Source organism: Rhizobium sp. IY2 (assembly GCF_047532935.1).
GTDB classification, from domain to species: Bacteria; Pseudomonadota; Alphaproteobacteria; order Rhizobiales; family Rhizobiaceae; genus Rhizobium; species Rhizobium anhuiense.
Map to the genome: position 1 here is coordinate 708,041 of NZ_JBLKNU010000002.1, position 18,318 is coordinate 726,358.

The window sequence follows — 18,318 nt, forward strand, 5'->3', positions numbered from 1 at the left end:
GCACTGAGCAACGATTGATATCGAGACACAAAACCAGTTGTGCGTTTGGGAAGACAAAACGATGCGTGAGAAAACCGGTCTTGGTTCTGAAGCAAGGGGTCTTGGCTGCCGGCTCGGCAGATTTGCCAATCGCTCGCTTGCCGTCGTGCTCAGCGCACTCTTGGTCTTTCAGCCGATGCTGGCCAATGCCCAATCGGTTTCCGCGAGCACCACGGCGCCCGTCGCCAACCAGCCGGGCGTCGGCACCGCCCCGAACGGCGTGCCGCTCATCGACATCGTCACCCCGAATGCGAGCGGCCTGTCGCATAACAAATACGACAATTTCAACGTCGGCACGCCGGGCCTCATCCTCAACAACTACAAGGGCGAGGTCGGCACCTCCAATCTCGGCGGCTTGACGCCGGGCAATCCCAATCTCAACACATCAGGTCCCGCATCGGTCATCCTCAACGAGGTCACCAGCGGCAACCGCTCGGGATTGAACGGCCCGATCGAGGTGTTCGGCGGCCGGGCGGATGTCGTCATCGCCAATCCGAACGGCATCACCTGCGACGGCTGCGGCTTCATCAACACGCCGCATGCGACGCTGACCACGGGCGCGCCTCAAATCGGCGCCGATGGCAAGCTCAACGGCTTTACCGTCAATGGCGGCGACGTCACCATCGGGCCGAACGGCGGCAATTTCTCCGCCGGGTCTGGCGCCGTCGACCTCTTCGACATCGTTTCTCGGGCGGTTCACGTCAACGGTCCTGTCTATGGCAAGGATCTTCGCGTCACGGCTGGCCGCAATCAATTCGATTATGCCACCGGCAACGCCACGGCACTTGCCGCGACGTCCGGAACGCCGGAATATGCGATCGACGGCACAGCACTCGGCGCCATGCAGGCCGACCGCATCAAGATCGTCGTCACCGAAAAGGGTGCCGGTGTGCGCATGAGCGGCAATCTTGCCGCCAACACCAACGAGCTGTCACTGTCGGCCGACGGCAAGATCTCGCTCGGCAACGTCTCCGGCCAGCAGGGCGTTTCGATCTCCTCGAAGGCGAAGGTGACGGCCGCCAAGGTGGCCTCTAAAGCCAAGGTCGCAGTTCAGGCGGGGCAGGGCATCACGCTGGATACGGTCGCCGCCGATGGCGACATCGTGCTGTCAAGCGGCAGCGGGCTGTTGAGTGTCGGCGGCGAGGTGAACAGCGCCGCCAACGTGCTGATGTCGTCGGCGGCCGGCATTGCCGCCGGCAGCATTACCGCCGGCAATGCGCTCTCTTTGTCCGCTACGTCGGGCGACATCCAGGTTGTCGGTGCGGTCAAGGGCACCGGCGCGCTCTCCATCACCGCCACATCAGGCGCGATCTCGGCTGCCTCGCTCGTCAGCAGCAACAATATCGCGCTTTCCGCCGGCGCCGATATCGGCGTCTCCGGCGATATTCTGGCGCAGGGCAACGTCACGGCGTCAGGCCGCTCGATCTCGGCCGATACGGTCGTTTCCGGCCTCGACATCGCTGCGACCAATGCGGCAAACGGCAGCACGGTTCTATCAGGCGCCGGCGACATCCAGCTTGCCGCCAGCAGCGGCGCGGTCGATGTCGAGGCACTTCTGTCGGCCGGCGATACGTCGGTCACGTCAGCGACGCTGACGGCCCAGAGCGTCATCGCGCATGGCGCGGTCGCGATCAACGCGGCCACGGACGTCAGCGGTCAGATCCTCAGTGCCGGCAACATCGACCTCACCGGCTCGGCCATCTCGGCCGACGCCATCATGGCCGGCATCGACTTTGCGGGAACGGAAGCGGCCGGCGGCAATATCGTGCTGACGCAGAGCGGCGATCTCTCGCTTGCCGCGAGCGGCGACATCGATGCCGGCACCCTGCTTGCTGCCGGCAATCTCTCGGCTTCCGCCGCCAATATCGGTGCGGCGACCGTGACCAGTCATGGCGCGATCACGCTGTCCGGCAACACGGATATCTCCGGCCAACTCCTCGCCGCCGGCGATGTATCGATCGGCGGCGGCTCGATTGCAGCGGGCACGATCGTCGCCGGCATGGACTTTGCCGCCACCGCCGCCTCGCCGAGTGGCGCCATCGCCGTCGGCACGGCCGGCGACCTGACGCTTGATGCCGGCAGCAGCGGGAGCGTCGATATCGACACGCTGCTTGCCGCAGGCGCGCTCCTCATCGATGCCGGTCGTTTCCAGGCCGACAATGTCAGCGGCCACGGCGCCGTTGCCATCAACGCCGATACATCGGTCACCGGCCAGCTCCTTGGCGCCGGCGACGTCTCGGTCACGGGTCCCGCCATTCAGGCCGGCGCCATCGTCTCCGGCGTCGATTTTGCCGCCACCGCCCAGTCGGCCAATGGCGACATCGCTCTGGGGCAGGCCGGCGATCTCACGCTCAAGGCGACGACCACCGATATCAGCGCCGGCAACCTGCTTGCCGCCGGAAGCGTCGATGCCAGCGCAGCGGGGGATGTCAGCGCCAACGTCGTCGCCCATCAGGACATGACGATCGTTGCCGGCGGCTCGATCGATCTTACCGGCCAGTCGCTTGCCGCCGGCAACGCCAGCCTCTCGGCGCGGGATATCACCGTCGATACTCTCGTTTCCGGCCTCGACTTCGCGGCCACAGCTGCATCCGCCGGCACGCTGAAGCTCCAGCAGACCGGCAGCATGAGCCTTGCCGCAACAAGCGGTTCGATCACCGCCGGCAACGCCCTGCTGAGCAGCGGCGCTCTTTCGGCCAGCGCCAGCCAGAATATTGCCTATAACAAGCTCCAGAGCCTCGCCAGCGCTGCGCTCACGGCGTCGGGCGGCCAGATCAGCTACGGCAATCCCACCCGCACTGCCGGCAACCTGACGCTCAGCACGACCAATATCGATCTCTCCAATGGCCGGGCGAGCAACATTGCCGCCGGCGGTACGCTGACGCTCAATGCGGCGAGCGCCAACCTTGCCAACAGCAGCCTCACACTCGGCGGTCTTGCCCTCAATCTCTCCGGCACGGCCGATATCAGCGGTGCCCGGGTCAACGCCGTCACCAGTGCCGGCGGTTCCGGCGATGTCGCCATCAAAGCGGCCGGCCTTACCACGACGGCCGGCACGGCGCTGCTCGCCGCCCACGATTTGACGCTGACGCTGCCGTCGCTGACCAATACCGGGCAGTTGGCCGCCGGCCACGATCTCACATTCAACATTTCCGGCGACTTTACCAACAGCGCCACGGGCCTGACCTATGCCGGCAACAACGCCAACCTCTTCGTCAGCGGGGTGCTCACCAACAATCAGGGCGCCATCATATCAGGCAACGATCTGACGATTGCCGGGGCGACATCAGCGCAGAGAAATGCGGCGGTCACCAATGTTTCCGGGCTGATCCAGGCCGGAAACGACATGTCGATCCTGACCAGCAACCTGACCAACCAGCGGGCCGCCACGCCGCAATGGACCACCGGTACCCTGGTGTCGTCAGGCGTCGTCAGCGGTTTCACGCTGAATCCCGTCGCCGCCGGCCTGCCGTTCGGCTACCTCGAGACCGCAGACCAGAACATGTACCAGCTCTATGCGGGCGTGGATCCGGCCTTGTGGCAGGATTATGAACCGCTGCTCTGGTCGAAGGCGACGCTTGCCGACGGCACGACCTATCATGCATGGACATGGATCTCGGCCGACGGACCCGAGAAGGTCGGGCCGATCATCGACTGGATCAGGGACCGGGTGCCGAGGGACGCGAACGGCAATCCCGTTGTCGATCCCAACAATCCGTCGCGCTATTTCATCGTCGACGAGGTGAATTTCAGCGGCTCGGACGAAAGCACCACCTACACCTGGGATTGGTCGTCCAATCTCAGTCAGTCGGTCTATGAGGACCGCTTGGTCGGCACGCTCAGCCCGGAAGCGACGATCCGGGCGGGCCGCAACCTTTCGATCGACGCCACGAATCTGACCAATTCCTACAGCTCGATCGAGGCCGGCGGCAACGCAACGCTGAAGGGCTCGACACTCAACAATACGGGCGTCACGCTCTTTCGCACGACGACGACAACCTGCAACGCCCAGGGCGCCTGCACGGCCTATGATGGCAATGGCAACGCCAATCCCTCGAAGAACATCGCCAACGGCTCGACGATCGTCAGCTCCGTCCAGGCGATCGGCGGCGTCTCGGCCAACATCAAGGCCGGCGGCGCGCTTTCCGTGGATTTCGGCAGTGTCAACAACACCTCAGCAGCCGGCTCGATGGCCGGCGGCGCCAGCCTGGCGGCATCAAGCAATCCCGGCGATCCGCTCTCGGCGCTCTCCGGTCTGACCGCCGGCGGCGCGATGTTCAACGTCAACTCGGCGCTCGGCGGCGTCACCGCCAACGGCGGCAGCCTGCTTGCCGGGCTCGGCAATATTGCCGAGCGCATCCGCGTCGACGGCGCAGCTCTTGCGGCCGCCGCCAAGCCGCAATCGGGCGGCTTCGGCGGCACCATACGCGGACAGATCTTCCTGTTCGAAACCCGCGCCGAATTCCTCGACGTCGGCAAATTCTACGGCTCCGGCTATTTCATGAAAGAAATCGGCTACGTGCCGGAGACGACGGTTCCGTTCCTGGGCGATGCCTATTTCGAGAACCAGCTGATCGACACGCAGTTGCGGCAGCTTGTCGGCGAAGGGCTCGGCAGAAGCACCTTCATCGCCGGCAATGACGCCATCGAGCAGATGAAGACGCTGCTCGACGAGGGTGTCGACTATGCCAAGAAGCACCACCTGGCCGTCGGCCAAGGCCTCACGCCTGAGCAGGCGGCGGCGCTGACCACGTCGATCGTCCTCTACCAGTGGCAGACCATCGACGGCGTGCAGGTGCTCGCGCCCGTCGTCTACGTCGCTGCCGCCGACCGGCAGAAGCTGACCGGTGCCGGCGCCGCCATAGCGGGCGGCTCGGTCAATATGAATGTCGGCAATCTCGACAATTCCGGCCTGATCGCATCCGCTGGCGGCCTGACCGTCTCCGGCAGCTCCATCCAGGGCAGCGGCACGTTCCTGTCGCGCGGCGACACGGTGCTCAATGCCACCAACGGCATCACGCTTGCCGCCCAGACAATGACGATCGGCGGCCAGAACCTCGTCAACACCAATGCAGGCGTGACGGCAGGCGGCAATCTGCAGCTCGCCGGCGGCAGCGGCGATCTGGCGCTGAAGGGCGTCAAGGTCAATGCCACAGGTTCCGCCCAGCTCTCCGGCAACAATGTCACGCTCGCGGCGGCCAAGGTCGACAATGCAGGCCAGCAGAATGCCACCGGCAGCCAGATCGCGAGCGGCGGCAGCCTGACGATCAAGGCAACCGACAACGTCAACGTCATCGGCAGTTCGGCCAAGGCGGGCACGACGCTCGATGTGACTGCCGACAACGGCTCTGTGGCCGTGGTGTCGACCGATGTCGCCCGCAGCAACCAATCCGGCTACACCAAGACCCTCTCCACCGACCAGCAGCAATCGCAGCTTTCCTCCGGCACGGATACGACGATCAAATCAGGCGACGACATCCTGCTCTCCGGCTCCTCCATCAAGGCCGAGGGCAAGGCGGCGTTGAGTGCCGGCGACGACATCGATATCACCGCCGCGCAGGAGCAGTCCGCATCCACTTTCGGCAAGAAGTCCGCCTCGTCGATCACACATGTCGGCTCGGAGATATCAGCCGGCGGCGATCTCTCGGTCACCGCGGGCAACGGCAGCGGCGATCACGACCTCAACATCGTCGGCAGCAAGCTCGCCGCCGACGGCAAGCTCGCTCTCAAGGCCGACGGCGACGTGACGATCGCCGAAGCCACCGACACCGCGACCCTCGACACCAGGCTCAGCACCAAGGGCGGTTTCCTCGGCACGAGTGAGAAGACCACCACCCATCTGGAAACGACGACGGCTATCGGCTCATCGATCAGCGGCGGCGCAGGCGTCGACATCACCTCCGGCAAGGACACGGTCATCTCCGCATCGAAGATCGAAGCCGGCAAGGCCGACGACACCGACCCGGCGGACCTCAACATCAGCGCCGGCGGTGACCTGATCATCGCCTCCGGAATGGATACCAGCGCCAAGGACGACAAGGGCTCGCGTAGTGGCTTCCTGTCCAAGGGTTCGTCCAGCCACAAGAGCTACGATGAGACCACCGTCGCCTCCGAGCTCGGCGCATCGGGCAATATCAATCTGACCGCCGACGGCGCGGCTGTTATATCGGGTTCGAAGGCCACTGCCGACAAATCGATTTCCGTCATGGCCGACAGCGTTTCGATCATCGGCGCGCAGGAAACCCACGAACTCGAGGAGCAGCGCAAGAAATCCGGCTTCGGCGTCGGCGGCGGTGGCGGTTTCATTTCGATCTATGGCAGCCAGCAGAACAGCGGCAAACAGGCCTCCGAGCTCAATGTGGCATCGGTGCTGTCTGCCGGAACGGACGTCGCACTCAAGTCACGCGACACCGACATCAACATCCTCGGCTCGCAGATCTCTGCGACAGACAACATCACGCTCGACGCGGCGCGCGACGTCAACATCACCCCGGGCGCGGAAAGCGAGTCGTCCGAGGAAAAGGAAAAACGCTCCGGCTTCGGCATTTCCTTCGGCTCAAGCAGCAGCGGCTTCTCCGTGGGCATCGGCATGTCATCGGTTTCCGACACGACGAAGCAAGGTTCGCAGACCAACGCGATGGCCACGCTGTCCGCCGGCAACGACTTGACGATCAAGGCCGGGCGTGACGCCAACCTGCAGGCCGCTGACGTCTGGGCCGATCGCGACGTAGCGATCATTGCTGAGCGTGATGTCAATTTGCTGAGCGCGGAAGACAAGTCGAACTACGAGAGCGTGCACGAGCAGTTCTTCGCCGGGGTGACGCTGTCGGTTTCGACAGGGCTGGTTAGCGCAGGCCAGAGCATTGCCGGCGCTGCACAGAAGATCGCCGGCATTTCGGACGGCTACACGGCAGCCAACGCCGCCTTCGCCTCGCTCAAGGCCTATGACGCCCTCCAGCAGCTTTCCAGCATCGCCAAGGACGGCGGCAGCATCGCATCCGTATCGCTGACGGCAGGCTTCAGCTACGAGAAGAGCAGCGCCTCCTCGTCCACTTCCACGCCTGTTGTCACCAGCGTGGGGGCCGGACGATCGGTCACTATCGAAGCGACTTCCGGCGATCTGACGGGGCACGGCGCGCAGATAACGGCGGGATATGACTACGGCGTGGTTGCATCCGATGACGACAAGTCTGGCGACATCACGTTGAAGGCCGGGCACGATATCATGCTCGAAAGCGCTCAGGCGACCAGTGAGACGGCCAGCGACAGTAAATCGGCAAATGCCAGCTTCGGCTTAAACGCAGGTATCGGCCTGCAAGGCGTCGGCGTAGGTCTCACCGGTGGCGCCGGCGCGGGAATGTCGAAATCCGATGCCACTTCGGTCACACAAGTCAACAGCCATGTCACTGGCAGCGGCGATATCACGATCAAATCCGGCAACGATACGACACTTAAGGGCGCTGTCGTTTCTGGCGATACGATCACAGCTGAGGTCGATGGTGATCTCAGTATCATCTCCAGCCCCGATACTGGCAGCAGCACGAACAGTTCTGCCTCTGCCGGCTTTACGCTCGGGGGCACCTTGCTCTCTGGTATCCAGTTTGGCGGTGGCCTTGGTTCCGGCACAACGAACTGGATTAACGAGCAATCTGGCCTTCTATCCACTGGTAAGATGGATATCGAAGTCGGTGGCAATACCGACCTTCAGGCCGGCAAGATCATCTCTGATAGCGGTGACTTGGCGCTTTCGACCGATACGCTGACCTACAGCGATTTCCTCGGACAGAAGGGCTATGAGGGCTTCAGCGCCCAGATCGGCATTGAGATTCCCGGCAACGAGTTGCCCGGTGCGTCGCCGGCAAACAACACCCTCGAAGGCACTTACAAGCTCGACGACACGCGCCAGACCGTACGTGCCACCGTCGGCCCTGGCACCATCACCATTCGTAACGAGGAGAAGCAGGCGGCCTTGGAGCAATCCGGAGCCACCGCGCCGCTCGCTGACCTCAATCGCGATCCCGACAACGCTTACGAGATCACACGCGACAAGCATATTGATCTGGAAATCTATCTTTCAACGCGAAGCGTCAACGCGCTTGCAGAAGGCATCCAGAATGCGTTCGCCCCGGGCGGATTCATTGATCGATACCTTCTTGGCAAGCGGCTTACGCCAGAGGAAGTCGCCAATGTCAAAGCTGGCGTTGATGCGCTGGTAAACGGTGGTGAATTTGTCGGCTGCGGTCAGAAGCAGGGTTTCAATCTGCTCGACCTCTTCTTCACGCCCGCTTACGCCGACGGTTTCTCCACGGATTGCACGATTAGGCAGGCGGACGGCCAATTTATCCATCTGGGTATCAAGACTTATCAAGCGTGCCAGGATGCCATTTACGCCTATCTCAACTCCCTCGATACCGAGGAACGGCTGAATGTTATCAAGGCTGCCGCCTTCGCGTTTGGTGTCGACCACCCCATCGACGCGGACAGCCAGATCAAAAATAGCTGGCTGCTGGACGCAATTGATAGGCTTGACGGCGGAATCTCCGGCGGCACAGCCTATCAGGCGTATCTTGACGCAAGGCGTGACGCGGCTCTCATCGGAGAGCAGTTGCAAGGGGAACAGTGGGCGATTTGGAACGACCCCTCGACGACGCTTTCCGAAAAGTTCCAGAAATTGGAGAAGACGGGCCTCGACATCAACGCCGTGATCGCAATAGCGATCACGGGAGGGATAGGACCCGGACTTAACGCGGCCCTCGTAAGAAATATCGTCCGGGAGAACACGACGCCATTTGGAACAAGTGGGAAGGCATACAACATCAAATCGGAGACCGAGCTAACGTCTTTATTCAGCAGACTTACAGTCGGCGCAAAAGACGTAGGCGCCAAGAATTATGACGGCACAATGAAAATGTTGCCAGATGGAACGAGAATTGGTTTACGAGAAACCTCGGAAACCGGAGGGAAAACGATAGACATATTTCCAGGAAAAGGAACTCCCTACAAAATCCATGTGGAGCCGGAGTAAGACTGTGGACAGAGAATATGCAAAGACAATCGTGGACTACCTCTATGATGAAGGAGATAGGGATATAATATTCTTCGGGTTCATCATCGGTGTCGTTAGCTTCGACAGAGAGGATGCCCCATACGAAAAATCTGAAGCCGACAGATTTAACCACGCACTCCGGCTGGCTAATTTCCTGATTTCTGAAGGAGATTTTAGTCCTGGAAAATCAATCCGCCAGGAAAATGGTAACTTTAGAAAAACCTTGTACGAAGACGGATTTGAAGAGTTTCGTCAAGACTTGGAGAATTTATTTGATGGAGGCGGCATCGACAATATCGATCTCGTTGCCGGTCCTTGGTTGATCAAAAACAACATTGGCAAGTCGGCGCCAACCGTCCCGAACAGCATTTCTGAATTATTTGGTGACTCAACCATTGGGTGACCTTGCTAAAGGACTTTGAGAGGGATCATCGATGATGCTCTCGGACGGTACGGGCCACCGTCGGTCCGGGCGACATCGTCATTCGCGATCAGAACCAGCAGGCCGCTCTCGAACAGAACGGCACTTCCACGCGTCCGCTTGATGAACTCAACCGCGATCCCGACAAGGCCTACGAGATCACCAGGGACAAACATGTCAATCTCGATGTGTATCTGTCGACCAACAGTCTCGAGGCGGCAATCAAGGCCGGGCAGACAGTCGCGGAAGCGATTGGCAACGCCCTTGATCGATTGGCTGCAGATGGCAAATTGTCAGCCAGTGACCATAGCTCTGCGGCAGCGCTGTCCGCTTACCGCAATGATCCGAAGGTTCTGGCGCAGTTAGCGAGCTGCGGTCAACAGAGTGGCGATGCGGGTTTTAGTATCTTCGATTGGCTGATTACGCCTGCGTATGCCAACCCTGCGAGTTGCCTTATCACTGCCGGAAGCCAGACGTACACAATTACGCCGAGCGGAGCACTGGACTGCTTGGGATTGTTCCTGACGGAGACACGGCTTGCCGCATCGCAAGCGAGCGCAGCAGCGACAGCCGCCACTATAGCTCTCGCCAGCTTGTTCCTCCTCGTTTCCGCCGGGCCAGCAGGTGCAGCGATCGACCAAAAGACGACGCTCAAAGACGGCACTATCGTCCATCTTACGGGGCAACAGGACCAATTTAAAAGGAGCGTTCTTGTCACCTTGCCTAACGGTCAGGAGGTTTCACTGGTCCTCAACCTCACGGCAAGTGGTGGTTATGAACTGGTTGCTGGAAGGGTGCTGGACGGGGCCATGCCGGTCACAATGCTTGCCGATATGGCAAAGCAGCTGTCTCGTGGAGGTATAAGTGTTGTCTATAATGAGACGAGCAATTCAAACAACGCAAATGAGGAAAAGCCTAACCTTCTCGATCCTGACGCCGCCGGGGATGTCTTGGACGGGGATGCGGAAGGCGGAGGTCATCGTCCTGGTACGGGAAACCCAGGAAAAAGCGAGTTTCCAAGCGGATGGTCCGACGAAAAAATTCTCGGAGAAATTTCAGACGTCGCGACTGATCCTGCTTCTGATCGATTGCCTGGTCGGGATGGCGCAACGGTTGTTATAGGCGAGCGCGAGGGTGTTAAAATCAGGGTTATCGTAGGGTCCGATGGCAAGATCATTAGCGGTTGGCCGGTAAAAGGTCCGGGTGTCGTGCAAAACCCGAAATAGGAGATGCAGTTGTCACGCAGATTTGAGGAAATTGAATTGCTATTTCAGGGCCTAATGGAATCAGCAAAATCAGAGCTATCTGAATCGGAATGCACTGAAATACAAGAATATATCGATGTCGGTGAGTATGGACTTGCGTTGAGAACAGCAGTCGCGATTTATGCCGAGGAAAACAAGGTGGCGAGCATTGCGGTAAGGGACTTCATTCGTCGTTTGGCGAGCGCCATGAATATTGACGTTGATCAGCTGCTAGGGCGATTACCGAATTGAAATGCCGGGGTATCAGCATTGGAGGTGTTAGGTCAGGATTCACTGACCGCCTCTATTTCATGCTAAATTATGACAAGGGAAAGCGAGGTGTTTTCAGAAAGATAAAATACAGGCCCGCAATGCGAAGGCTTGCGGGAGGTTCTTCATGACTAGGGGCAAGGCTATTCGGCCAGTCCGCAGGCGTCTGACGTTGATGGCCGAAGTCCAATGTTGGGCGATTTGGGACATGGAAATGCGCGACAATGTTGACCCCTACACGCTGCCAATTTCGCGACAGCTTGCCGAGGAGATAAATCAATGGTCGGATCGGCTTGATGCCATTTACAAGCTGGATCACGTCCTGGCACATCTGTGCGCCAGGCGGATAGTGGCTTTTGCAAAACCCTATACGAAGGTGGATTTGAAGAGTTTCGAAAAAATTTAGAGGGGTTATTTGATGAAGGCGGCATCGATAATATCGATCTTGTTGCCGGTCCTTGGTTGATCAAAAATTATATTGGTCAATCCGCGCCAGCTATACCGGATAGCGTTGCCGAGCTGTTCTGATGATATCCCCAATGAATGGTGCCGAGCGGCAAGCTGATCTCCGGCGGTTGAACGCAATACAGATCCTCAACTCAAATCATGTAGCCCCGTCGTAATCGCCGGCCCAACCGAAAACTCCGAAAACTGCACCCTCAGCCCGCTGCGCTCCGGCGTGCAGGCAGTCGGTCCGACCTCATAGCGCGTGGCCGCCGGGAAGGGCGCTAACCGCAGCAGCGGCCAGACGCTGCCGTCGCGCGAGGCCTGGATGCGCATGGCGCCGTTTTTGATGGTCACGCGGATGTGGAAATCCTCCAATTCCCTGAAGGGCTGCGCCACCGACCAGTCGGACTTGCCGTCGGTGACGACGGTGCTTAGGAAGGGTTCGCCGTCGGTGAACTCGACGCCTGACTTCACCCAGCGTCTTTCGTCGATGCGCACCATCAGGCCGGCCTGGTCGTAGAGGGTGCGGAATTCGCCCTGGACGCGGATCTGCGCGGTAAAGCTCTCGGTCGTGGGAAAGGTGAGGAAATGGCCGCTGTCGCGGGTGAAGCCGTAGTGGGTTTCACGCCAGAAATCGGTCTTCTCATCGGTCGTCAGGGTGAGGGCGGCTTCGTCTGCCCGCCAGTTGGCCGGCTCGTTCAGCCATGTCCCGTCGTTGAAATCGATGCTCATCCTGTTCTCCCGTTCCGTTGAAGCCTTGCCGCAGGGCGATCGCCTTACTTTGGCATAATACCCGGCCGTGGTGCAGAGGGCGTGCCGCAGCCGAAGATGGTGTTTTTCCGGCGTCACCTTCGAAGAGCAGATCATTGACGCACTCGACCACGTCGGTGCTGCCAGGAATGGCGTACCAGTGACTGTATCGCTTAAAAACGGCAAAGAGGTTACGACCATTCCCGATCTTTGGGACAAAACTGTCGTGGGAATAGTTGAGGCGAAGAATGTAAAATATCTATCCAATTCCGATCAACTGCGCGCGCAACTGAGAGCTGCTGAAGCGTTCGGGCAGCCGTTTAACCTCGTCGTTAGTCCGAACACTAGGCCTACAAAGCCCCTGGAGCGCGAAATCAGACGAATAAATGAACTTGTTGGGGGCGGCATTTATCGTTTCGATCCTGCAACCGGTTTAATAACCGATTTTTAGAGGCGCGACATGAAACACCATATGATGCGCATGTTCATCAATACGGACGCTGCTACCACTGATTGGTCCGTTGGCAAGGAGGTGCTGTTGGCCTTCTGCGAGGCGGATTTTCGCCTGGTACCTGAGAGCATATATCAATGGGAGACGCGCATTGGCGAGTTTCATTCTATCGAGCAGTGTGAGCCCCATTGGGCAGGAATTGCGCGCTCGCGCATTAGGGGATCATTGATTGAGTTTCCTATCGGCCTAGGCTGGAGAAGAAAAAAAGACATCAGATATCAAGCTGAAATCAAGCATAGCCAAACCAACATGCTTGGACATTGGCTTAGTGGGAAGCTTTCGGTTTATGCCGCGCCACATAAGACGGTTGATTGGCTGCCGGCTTTCCGGCGTCTGTGCCGCGTCATGAGGCCCACTTTTGGTTTGCTGCATTACTTCGTACCTATCGAAGACACGGAACGGTCTGGGACACCTGAGAGTTATTTTGGTGGAGGAGTGGTGCCCCCTAGAGGAACGCTTAAGGACATTCCGAATCTCGGTTGGGCCACATTTCTTGGAGGAGAGTTGGCCAAAGCAGTCAAAGCCGAACAAATTGAAGAAGCGGGCTTCACTATCGAAAAAATCAATGACGGCTACTTGTTGAGACTGACGGACAATATAAATGACTTAGCCGACAATTATTCCCATTTCTCGAAACGGAGGGCGGAACTCAAGAAGTTGTTTCCCGACGATTTCTTTCTCGTCAAGCATGAGCCGATCTCAGTATAACGGCGGGTGTGTCGCCGCCCGTGAAACCCCATGTGATCCGTTATGTTCGTCAATACCGACGCTGTAACCACCTGACCTGCCACTGAGAATTTCCTCCAGAATGGATTAGAGTCCGGCCCCTTGAGGACGGACATATGAAGAAGCAGAGATTTACGGAAGAGCAGATTATTGCGGTGCTGAAGGAACAGGAGGCAGGTGCGAAAGTGGCCGACCTCTGCCGCAAGCAAGGGATTTCAGAAGCAACGTTTTATAATTGGAAAGCCAAATACGGCGGCATGGAAGTCTCCGAAGCGAAGCGTCTGAAGGCGCTTGAGGACGAGAATACCAAGCTAAAGAAGTTGCTGGCCGAGCAGATGCTCGATGCAGCCGCACTCCGCGAGCTTCTTGCAAAAAAATGGTAGGGCCTGCCGCCAAGCGTGAAGCCGTCACCCATCTGAAGGCCGTCATGGGTCTCTCGGAGCGGCGGGCCTGCCAGATCATATCCGCCGACCGCAAGACGGTCCGCTATCGGTCAAGTCGACCACCGGAGATAGAATTGCGGGCGAAGCTGCGCGACCTCGCCAACGAGCGGCGGCGTTTCGGCTATCGTCGGCTGTTCATCCTGCTTCTGCGGGATGGAGAGCCGTCCGGCGTCAATCGCATCTACCGTCTTTATCGCGAGGAAGGGCTTTCCGTTCGCAAGCGAAAGGCCCGGCGGCGTGCTGTCGGCACGCGTGCACCGATCCTGGTCGAGGCGAAAGCCAATGCCCGCTGGTCGCTGGATTTCGTCCACGACCAGTTCGCCTGCGGCAGACGATTCCGGGTCCTCAATGTCGTTGATGACGTGACGCGCGAATGCCTGGCAGCGATCCCGGACACGTCTATCTCTGGTCGACGTGTCGCCCGAGAACTGACAACGCTGATCGAACGACGCGGCAAGCCCGGAATGATTGTCTCCGACAACGGCACCGAACTAACGTCGAATGCCATTCTCGCATGGTCGAGGGATCACAAGGTGGAGTGGCACTACATCGCACCGGGGAAGCCAATGCAGAACGGATATGTCGAGAGTTTCAACGGTCGAATGCGCGACGAGTTACTCAACGAGAGCATCTTCTTCGGCCTGGATCATGCCCGCAGCGTCATTGCTGAATGGGCTGACGACTATAACCATTTCCGGCCACACTCGTCGCTCGGATACCAGACCCCGGCAGGCTACGCCGGGAGCATCGCCGCAACCGGCTCCAACGCTGCGCGAGATGAAAGCTTCGCGTTCCGCCGGTTGCTCCCACCGCGCCAGTTGGCATATTTAGAACCACCGAGGCTCTAATCGCGGCCGGATGAAACTTCAGTGGCAGGTCATTCGAACCCGGCCAATGATCAGATTCTTTTGAGTAGATTTTCGGACGCAGCAAAACAAATATCCTCTGCGGGAAGTATCGAATACAATAAGGTTTACAATATGAACGGCTGGGAACTGATTTTTAGTGAACGGCCAACAGACCTCCTCCCTGTGATCAAGCATGCGTTGTACATCCCATGAGTGATATAATTTTTGACTCTGAAACCGTTTCCTTAGGGCTAAGCTTTTTAGAACTGGATCCGAACGATCAAGCCTCAATGCGTTGGAGCGTCGAGTTGAGCATAAAACACTCCACTGGATGTTTTTCCTATCTGGCGACGGACGTTTGGTTCGATACGGACATTTGGGATGAATTTACAATCGCCCTTTCATCGCAAGAACCGAAAATCCTCAGGCTTGTGGACATGAGCGAATACTTCCGTTTTGTTATTGAGCGAACTGCAACATCCTTTGAAACTACAATTCAAGTACTTGAACCAATCATTTCACAAGGGATGATACGCCTTGAAGCGCGCTTGGAAAGCGATCTCGATGGGCCGTTGCTGCGCAGCCTAAGGGATTCTTTCGCCGCCTGCCCCAAGTTTTGGTAGGTTCATCGAATTGAAAAACGACAGGGGCTAACTTAAATTATAACGAACATCAAAGACGTTGTTGTAATTGGGAGGTGCCGTCGATCGTTTGCAAGTGCAGAAACCGCCTGAATTTTGGCGAAATACCGAACCCAATTGAATGGCTTTTGTCTCAGATACTCGTTTGATACGAAGGTGAAGCTAACTTAAACGCTCCCCGTCTCCGGTTCGCGCTGGTCTATTCCCGCAAGGCGTGCCTCGTCGACATTTTAGTTATGCCTAACCTTCAGTTAGGCATGCGCTTCCCTGCCGCGATAGACCTCCGGATCGGGGATTGGAACTGCGGCGATCAGCGCGCGGGTGTAGTCATCCCTTGGGTTCTCGAAGATATCCCGCCGCGTCCCGGTTTCGATAATGCGGCCGGCGCGCATGACGGCGACGTTGTACGACATGCGCTCGATCACTGCCATGTCGTGAGAGATGAAGAGATAGGCGAGCCCCAGCGTTTCCTGCAGTTCGAGCAGCAGGTCGAGCACGCGGGCGCGGACGGAGACGTCAAGCGCTGCGACGCTTTCGTCGGCGACGATCAGCTTGGGCTCCAGCGCCAGCGCCCGGGCGATGCAGATGCGCTGGCGCTGGCCGCCTGAAAACTCGTGTGGATAGCGCGTCGCGGCATCAGGCGTCAGGCCGACCCGGCGCAGCAGTTCGGCGACGCGGTCCTGCCTTTCACTGTGGTTGCCGATGCCGTGGATGACCATCGGTTCGCCGATCGCCTTGCCGACGGCCATGCGCGGGTCGAGCGAGGCATAAGGATCCTGGAAGATCATCTGCGCCGAGCGGCGTACGGGCCGCATCTCGCGCTGGCTGAGCCCGGCGATATTGCGACCGTCGATCAGGACGTTGCCCTTGAAGGGGATGAGACCGAGGACGGCCTTGCCCGTCGTCGATTTGCCGGAGCCGCTTTCGCCGACGAGGCCGAGCGTTTCACCCGGCAGGATATCGAAGGAGACGCCATCGACGGCCGCCACCGGCGGCTTGCCCCTGAAAAACCGGCTTGCGGCATTGCCATAGGTGACGGTGAGGTCGCGCACGTTCAGGACCGGCGTGCGGTCCGGATGCAGCGTTTCGACGGCGCGTTGCGTGACGCGCGGTGGACGGTCGGTGCCGGCAAGCGCGCCGAGCCGCGGGACGGCGGCAAGCAATTGCTGCGTATAGGCCTCCTTCGGCCGTTGGAAGACGGCGAGCGCCGTTCCTTGCTCGACGATCCTGCCATTCTGCATGATGACGACGCGATCGGCCATTTCGGCGACGACGCCCATGTCGTGCGTAATGAGGATGATCGAGGCGCCGAATTCGCGCTTCAACTCGCGCATCAGCCTGAGGATCTGCGCCTGTACTGTGACGTCGAGTGCCGTCGTCGGCTCGTCGGCGATCAGCACCTTCGGCCGGCAGGAGAGCGCCATGGCGATCATCACCCGCTGGCGCATGCCGCCGGAAAGCTCGTGCGGATATTGCTTCAGCCGCCGGGCCGGCTCGGTGATCTGCACGGCATCGAGCATCTTCAGCGCCACTGCCTCGGCATTCTCGCTGCCCTGGTGCGCGCGGATTGCCTCGGTCAGCTGGTTGCCGACCGACATGACCGGGTTGAGCGAGGTCATCGGCTCCTGGAACACCATGGCGATATCGCCGCCACGCACGCTGCGCATCGCCCGGTCGGAAAGCGTGAGCAGGTCGCGCTCGCCAAGCAGCACGCTGCCGGAGGCGACCTTCAGCGAGGCTTTCGGCAAGAGCCCCATGATCGACAGCGAGGTGACCGACTTGCCGGAGCCGGATTCGCCGGCAATGCAGAGCGTTTCGCCGCTTGCAAGGTCGAAGCTGACATCCTGGAGCACCGGCTTGCGGCCTTCGGGGGTGCGGGCATCGACGCTCAGATTGCGAAGGCTGAGCACCGGTGCTGCGGCGGGCATGGCTTCGTTCACGCGAACACGATCCTCGGGAAGTAGAAGGAAACCACCCAGTTCGGCTGGTCGACGATCTCGCTGATCCGGAGATCGCCGCAGACGGAGCAGAGCAGATAGGCATCGACGGCGCTCATGCCGTGTTCCGCGCCGAGAAGATCGATCATTCGCATGACGCTTTCGCGCGCCCCGGTCATCAGGTCAGGGCCGATGCCGGTCGTCACCTCGTAGCCGGCGCCGTCGAGATGGCGGGTTACCGGTTCGGTCGTGGTGAAGCGCGGCGTCTGCAGCTTGGCGTCCTTGACGAGCTCGATCGTCGCTTCGACGTTCATCTGGCTTTCGATCGCCGTGCCGCAGACTTCGCCATCGCCCTGGGCGGCATGGGTATCACCGATCGAAAACAGCGCGCCGTCGACCTCGACGGGCAGATAGAGCGTCACCCCCGCCGTCAGGTCGCGGATGTCCATGTTGCCGCCGACGCGACGTGGGGGAACGACGGAATGGGTGCCGGGCTCGGCGGGGGCGACGCCGATCGTGCCGGCGAAGGGCTTCAGCGGCACGCGGCCGCCCGGGCCGTAAAGGGCGGGCACCATGCTTGTCGCGTCATAGGACCAGACATGCAGCGCCGGATCCTTGAATTGATCGGCGAGCAGGCCGAAGCCTGGGATATTGGCCGTCCAGCCGATGCCCGAGGGAATGAACTTGCGCAGCGTCACCTTCAGCGCGTCGCCGGGTTTGGCGCCTTCGATATAGACCGGGCCGGAGACCGGGTTGATCTTGCCGAAATCGAGCGCGTTCAGCGTTTCCAGGGTCGCGTCGCTTCCGAGCTGGCCACCTGATGAATCCATGCATTCGAAGTGGATCGTCTCGCCCGGCTTGGCGACGACGGCGGGGGCGAAATCCTTGTTCCAGCCGAAATTATGCTGGGCGCGGTGAATGGTGTGGGTGCAGGCGATGCACATGTCATGTCTCCCTGAAATTTATGGCCTTCCCGGCTAGCGCCGGGAAGGCTT

At 59.6% G+C, this 18,318-nt stretch carries 11 protein-coding genes and 1 pseudogene; 9 read left to right on the forward strand and 3 right to left on the reverse strand.

The window, feature by feature from the left end:
- Nucleotides 1-61 precede the first annotated feature (61 nt).
- The 5 genes from ACMUVN_RS12005 to ACMUVN_RS12025 all read left to right on the forward strand — a co-directional run bounded on the left by ACMUVN_RS12005 (nucleotide 62) and on the right by ACMUVN_RS12025 (nucleotide 11,426).
- On the forward strand, nucleotides 62-9,064 hold the full coding sequence (locus ACMUVN_RS12005; protein WP_245450187.1) for a hemagglutinin repeat-containing protein: 9,003 nt from the start codon (nucleotides 62-64) through the stop codon (nucleotides 9,062-9,064).
- A gap of 4 nt (nucleotides 9,065-9,068) precedes the next feature.
- Nucleotides 9,069-9,488 carry a hypothetical protein gene (locus ACMUVN_RS12010; protein WP_143541060.1) on the forward strand — a complete coding sequence of 140 codons (420 nt, stop codon included), beginning with the start codon at nucleotides 9,069-9,071 and terminating at the stop codon, nucleotides 9,486-9,488.
- A gap of 206 nt (nucleotides 9,489-9,694) precedes the next feature.
- Complete coding sequence (locus ACMUVN_RS12015; protein ID WP_210202130.1) at nucleotides 9,695-10,732, forward strand: EndoU domain-containing protein; 1,038 nt, start codon at nucleotides 9,695-9,697, stop codon at nucleotides 10,730-10,732.
- A 9-nt stretch (nucleotides 10,733-10,741) separates the two neighbouring features.
- Nucleotides 10,742-11,002, forward strand: a complete 261-nt coding sequence (locus ACMUVN_RS12020) for a MafI family immunity protein (RefSeq protein ID WP_179867819.1) — start codon at nucleotides 10,742-10,744, stop codon at nucleotides 11,000-11,002.
- A 145-nt stretch (nucleotides 11,003-11,147) separates the two neighbouring features.
- The gene (locus ACMUVN_RS12025) at nucleotides 11,148-11,426 is read left to right on the forward strand and encodes a hypothetical protein (protein ID WP_097543431.1); all 279 of its coding nucleotides are present in this window, start codon (nucleotides 11,148-11,150) and stop codon (nucleotides 11,424-11,426) included.
- 188 nt (nucleotides 11,427-11,614) lie between these two features.
- On the opposite strand, the gene ACMUVN_RS12030 is transcribed toward ACMUVN_RS12025, so the two are convergent.
- Complete coding sequence (locus ACMUVN_RS12030) at nucleotides 11,615-12,199, reverse strand: DUF1349 domain-containing protein (RefSeq protein ID WP_097630742.1); 585 nt, start codon at nucleotides 12,197-12,199, stop codon at nucleotides 11,615-11,617.
- 70 nt (nucleotides 12,200-12,269) lie between these two features.
- Between ACMUVN_RS12030 and ACMUVN_RS12035 the strand changes: the two genes are divergently transcribed.
- The 4 genes and pseudogenes from ACMUVN_RS12035 (at nucleotide 12,270) to ACMUVN_RS12050 (ending at nucleotide 15,368) form a co-directional block, all read left to right on the forward strand.
- Nucleotides 12,270-12,668, forward strand: a complete 399-nt coding sequence (locus ACMUVN_RS12035; protein ID WP_245433470.1) for a putative toxin — start codon at nucleotides 12,270-12,272, stop codon at nucleotides 12,666-12,668.
- Between the two features lie 9 nt (nucleotides 12,669-12,677).
- The gene (locus ACMUVN_RS12040) at nucleotides 12,678-13,436 is read left to right on the forward strand and encodes a hypothetical protein (protein ID WP_143541096.1); all 759 of its coding nucleotides are present in this window, start codon (nucleotides 12,678-12,680) and stop codon (nucleotides 13,434-13,436) included.
- Nucleotides 13,437-13,570: 134 nt separating this feature from the next.
- Nucleotides 13,571-14,759 (forward strand): annotated as a pseudogene (locus ACMUVN_RS12045) (IS3 family transposase).
- Nucleotides 14,760-14,954: 195 nt separating this feature from the next.
- Nucleotides 14,955-15,368 (forward strand): hypothetical protein, encoded by a 414-nt coding sequence (locus ACMUVN_RS12050; RefSeq protein WP_097544067.1) that lies wholly within the window; start codon nucleotides 14,955-14,957, stop codon nucleotides 15,366-15,368.
- Between the two features lie 269 nt (nucleotides 15,369-15,637).
- On the opposite strand, the gene ACMUVN_RS12055 is transcribed toward ACMUVN_RS12050, so the two are convergent.
- Together ACMUVN_RS12055 and ACMUVN_RS12060 are read right to left on the reverse strand one after the other, a co-directional pair.
- Nucleotides 15,638-17,326, reverse strand: coding sequence for an ABC transporter ATP-binding protein (locus tag ACMUVN_RS12055; RefSeq protein ID WP_097630964.1), 1,689 nt, complete (start codon nucleotides 17,324-17,326; stop codon nucleotides 15,638-15,640).
- On the reverse strand, nucleotides 17,323-18,267 hold the full coding sequence (locus tag ACMUVN_RS12060) for an acetamidase/formamidase family protein (protein WP_097544065.1): 945 nt from the start codon (nucleotides 18,265-18,267) through the stop codon (nucleotides 17,323-17,325). The genes ACMUVN_RS12055 and ACMUVN_RS12060 overlap by 4 nt, the downstream gene beginning before the upstream one ends.
- Between the last annotated feature and the right edge of the window lie 51 nt (nucleotides 18,268-18,318).

Bases quoted from the DNA above. Each gene is read 5' to 3' on its own strand.
- ACMUVN_RS12005 (WP_245450187.1), top strand. From the start codon at position 62: ATGCGTGAGAAAACCGGTCTTGGTTCTGAAGCAAGGGGTCTTGGCTGC.
- ACMUVN_RS12025 (WP_097543431.1), top strand. From the start codon at position 11,148: ATGACTAGGGGCAAGGCTATTCGGCCAGTCCGCAGGCGTCTGACGTTG.
- ACMUVN_RS12030 (WP_097630742.1), bottom strand. From the start codon at position 12,199: ATGAGCATCGATTTCAACGACGGGACATGGCTGAACGAGCCGGCCAAC.
- ACMUVN_RS12040 (WP_143541096.1), top strand. From the start codon at position 12,678: ATGAAACACCATATGATGCGCATGTTCATCAATACGGACGCTGCTACC.
- ACMUVN_RS12050 (WP_097544067.1), top strand. From the start codon at position 14,955: ATGAGTGATATAATTTTTGACTCTGAAACCGTTTCCTTAGGGCTAAGC.
- ACMUVN_RS12060 (WP_097544065.1), bottom strand. From the start codon at position 18,267: ATGTGCATCGCCTGCACCCACACCATTCACCGCGCCCAGCATAATTTC.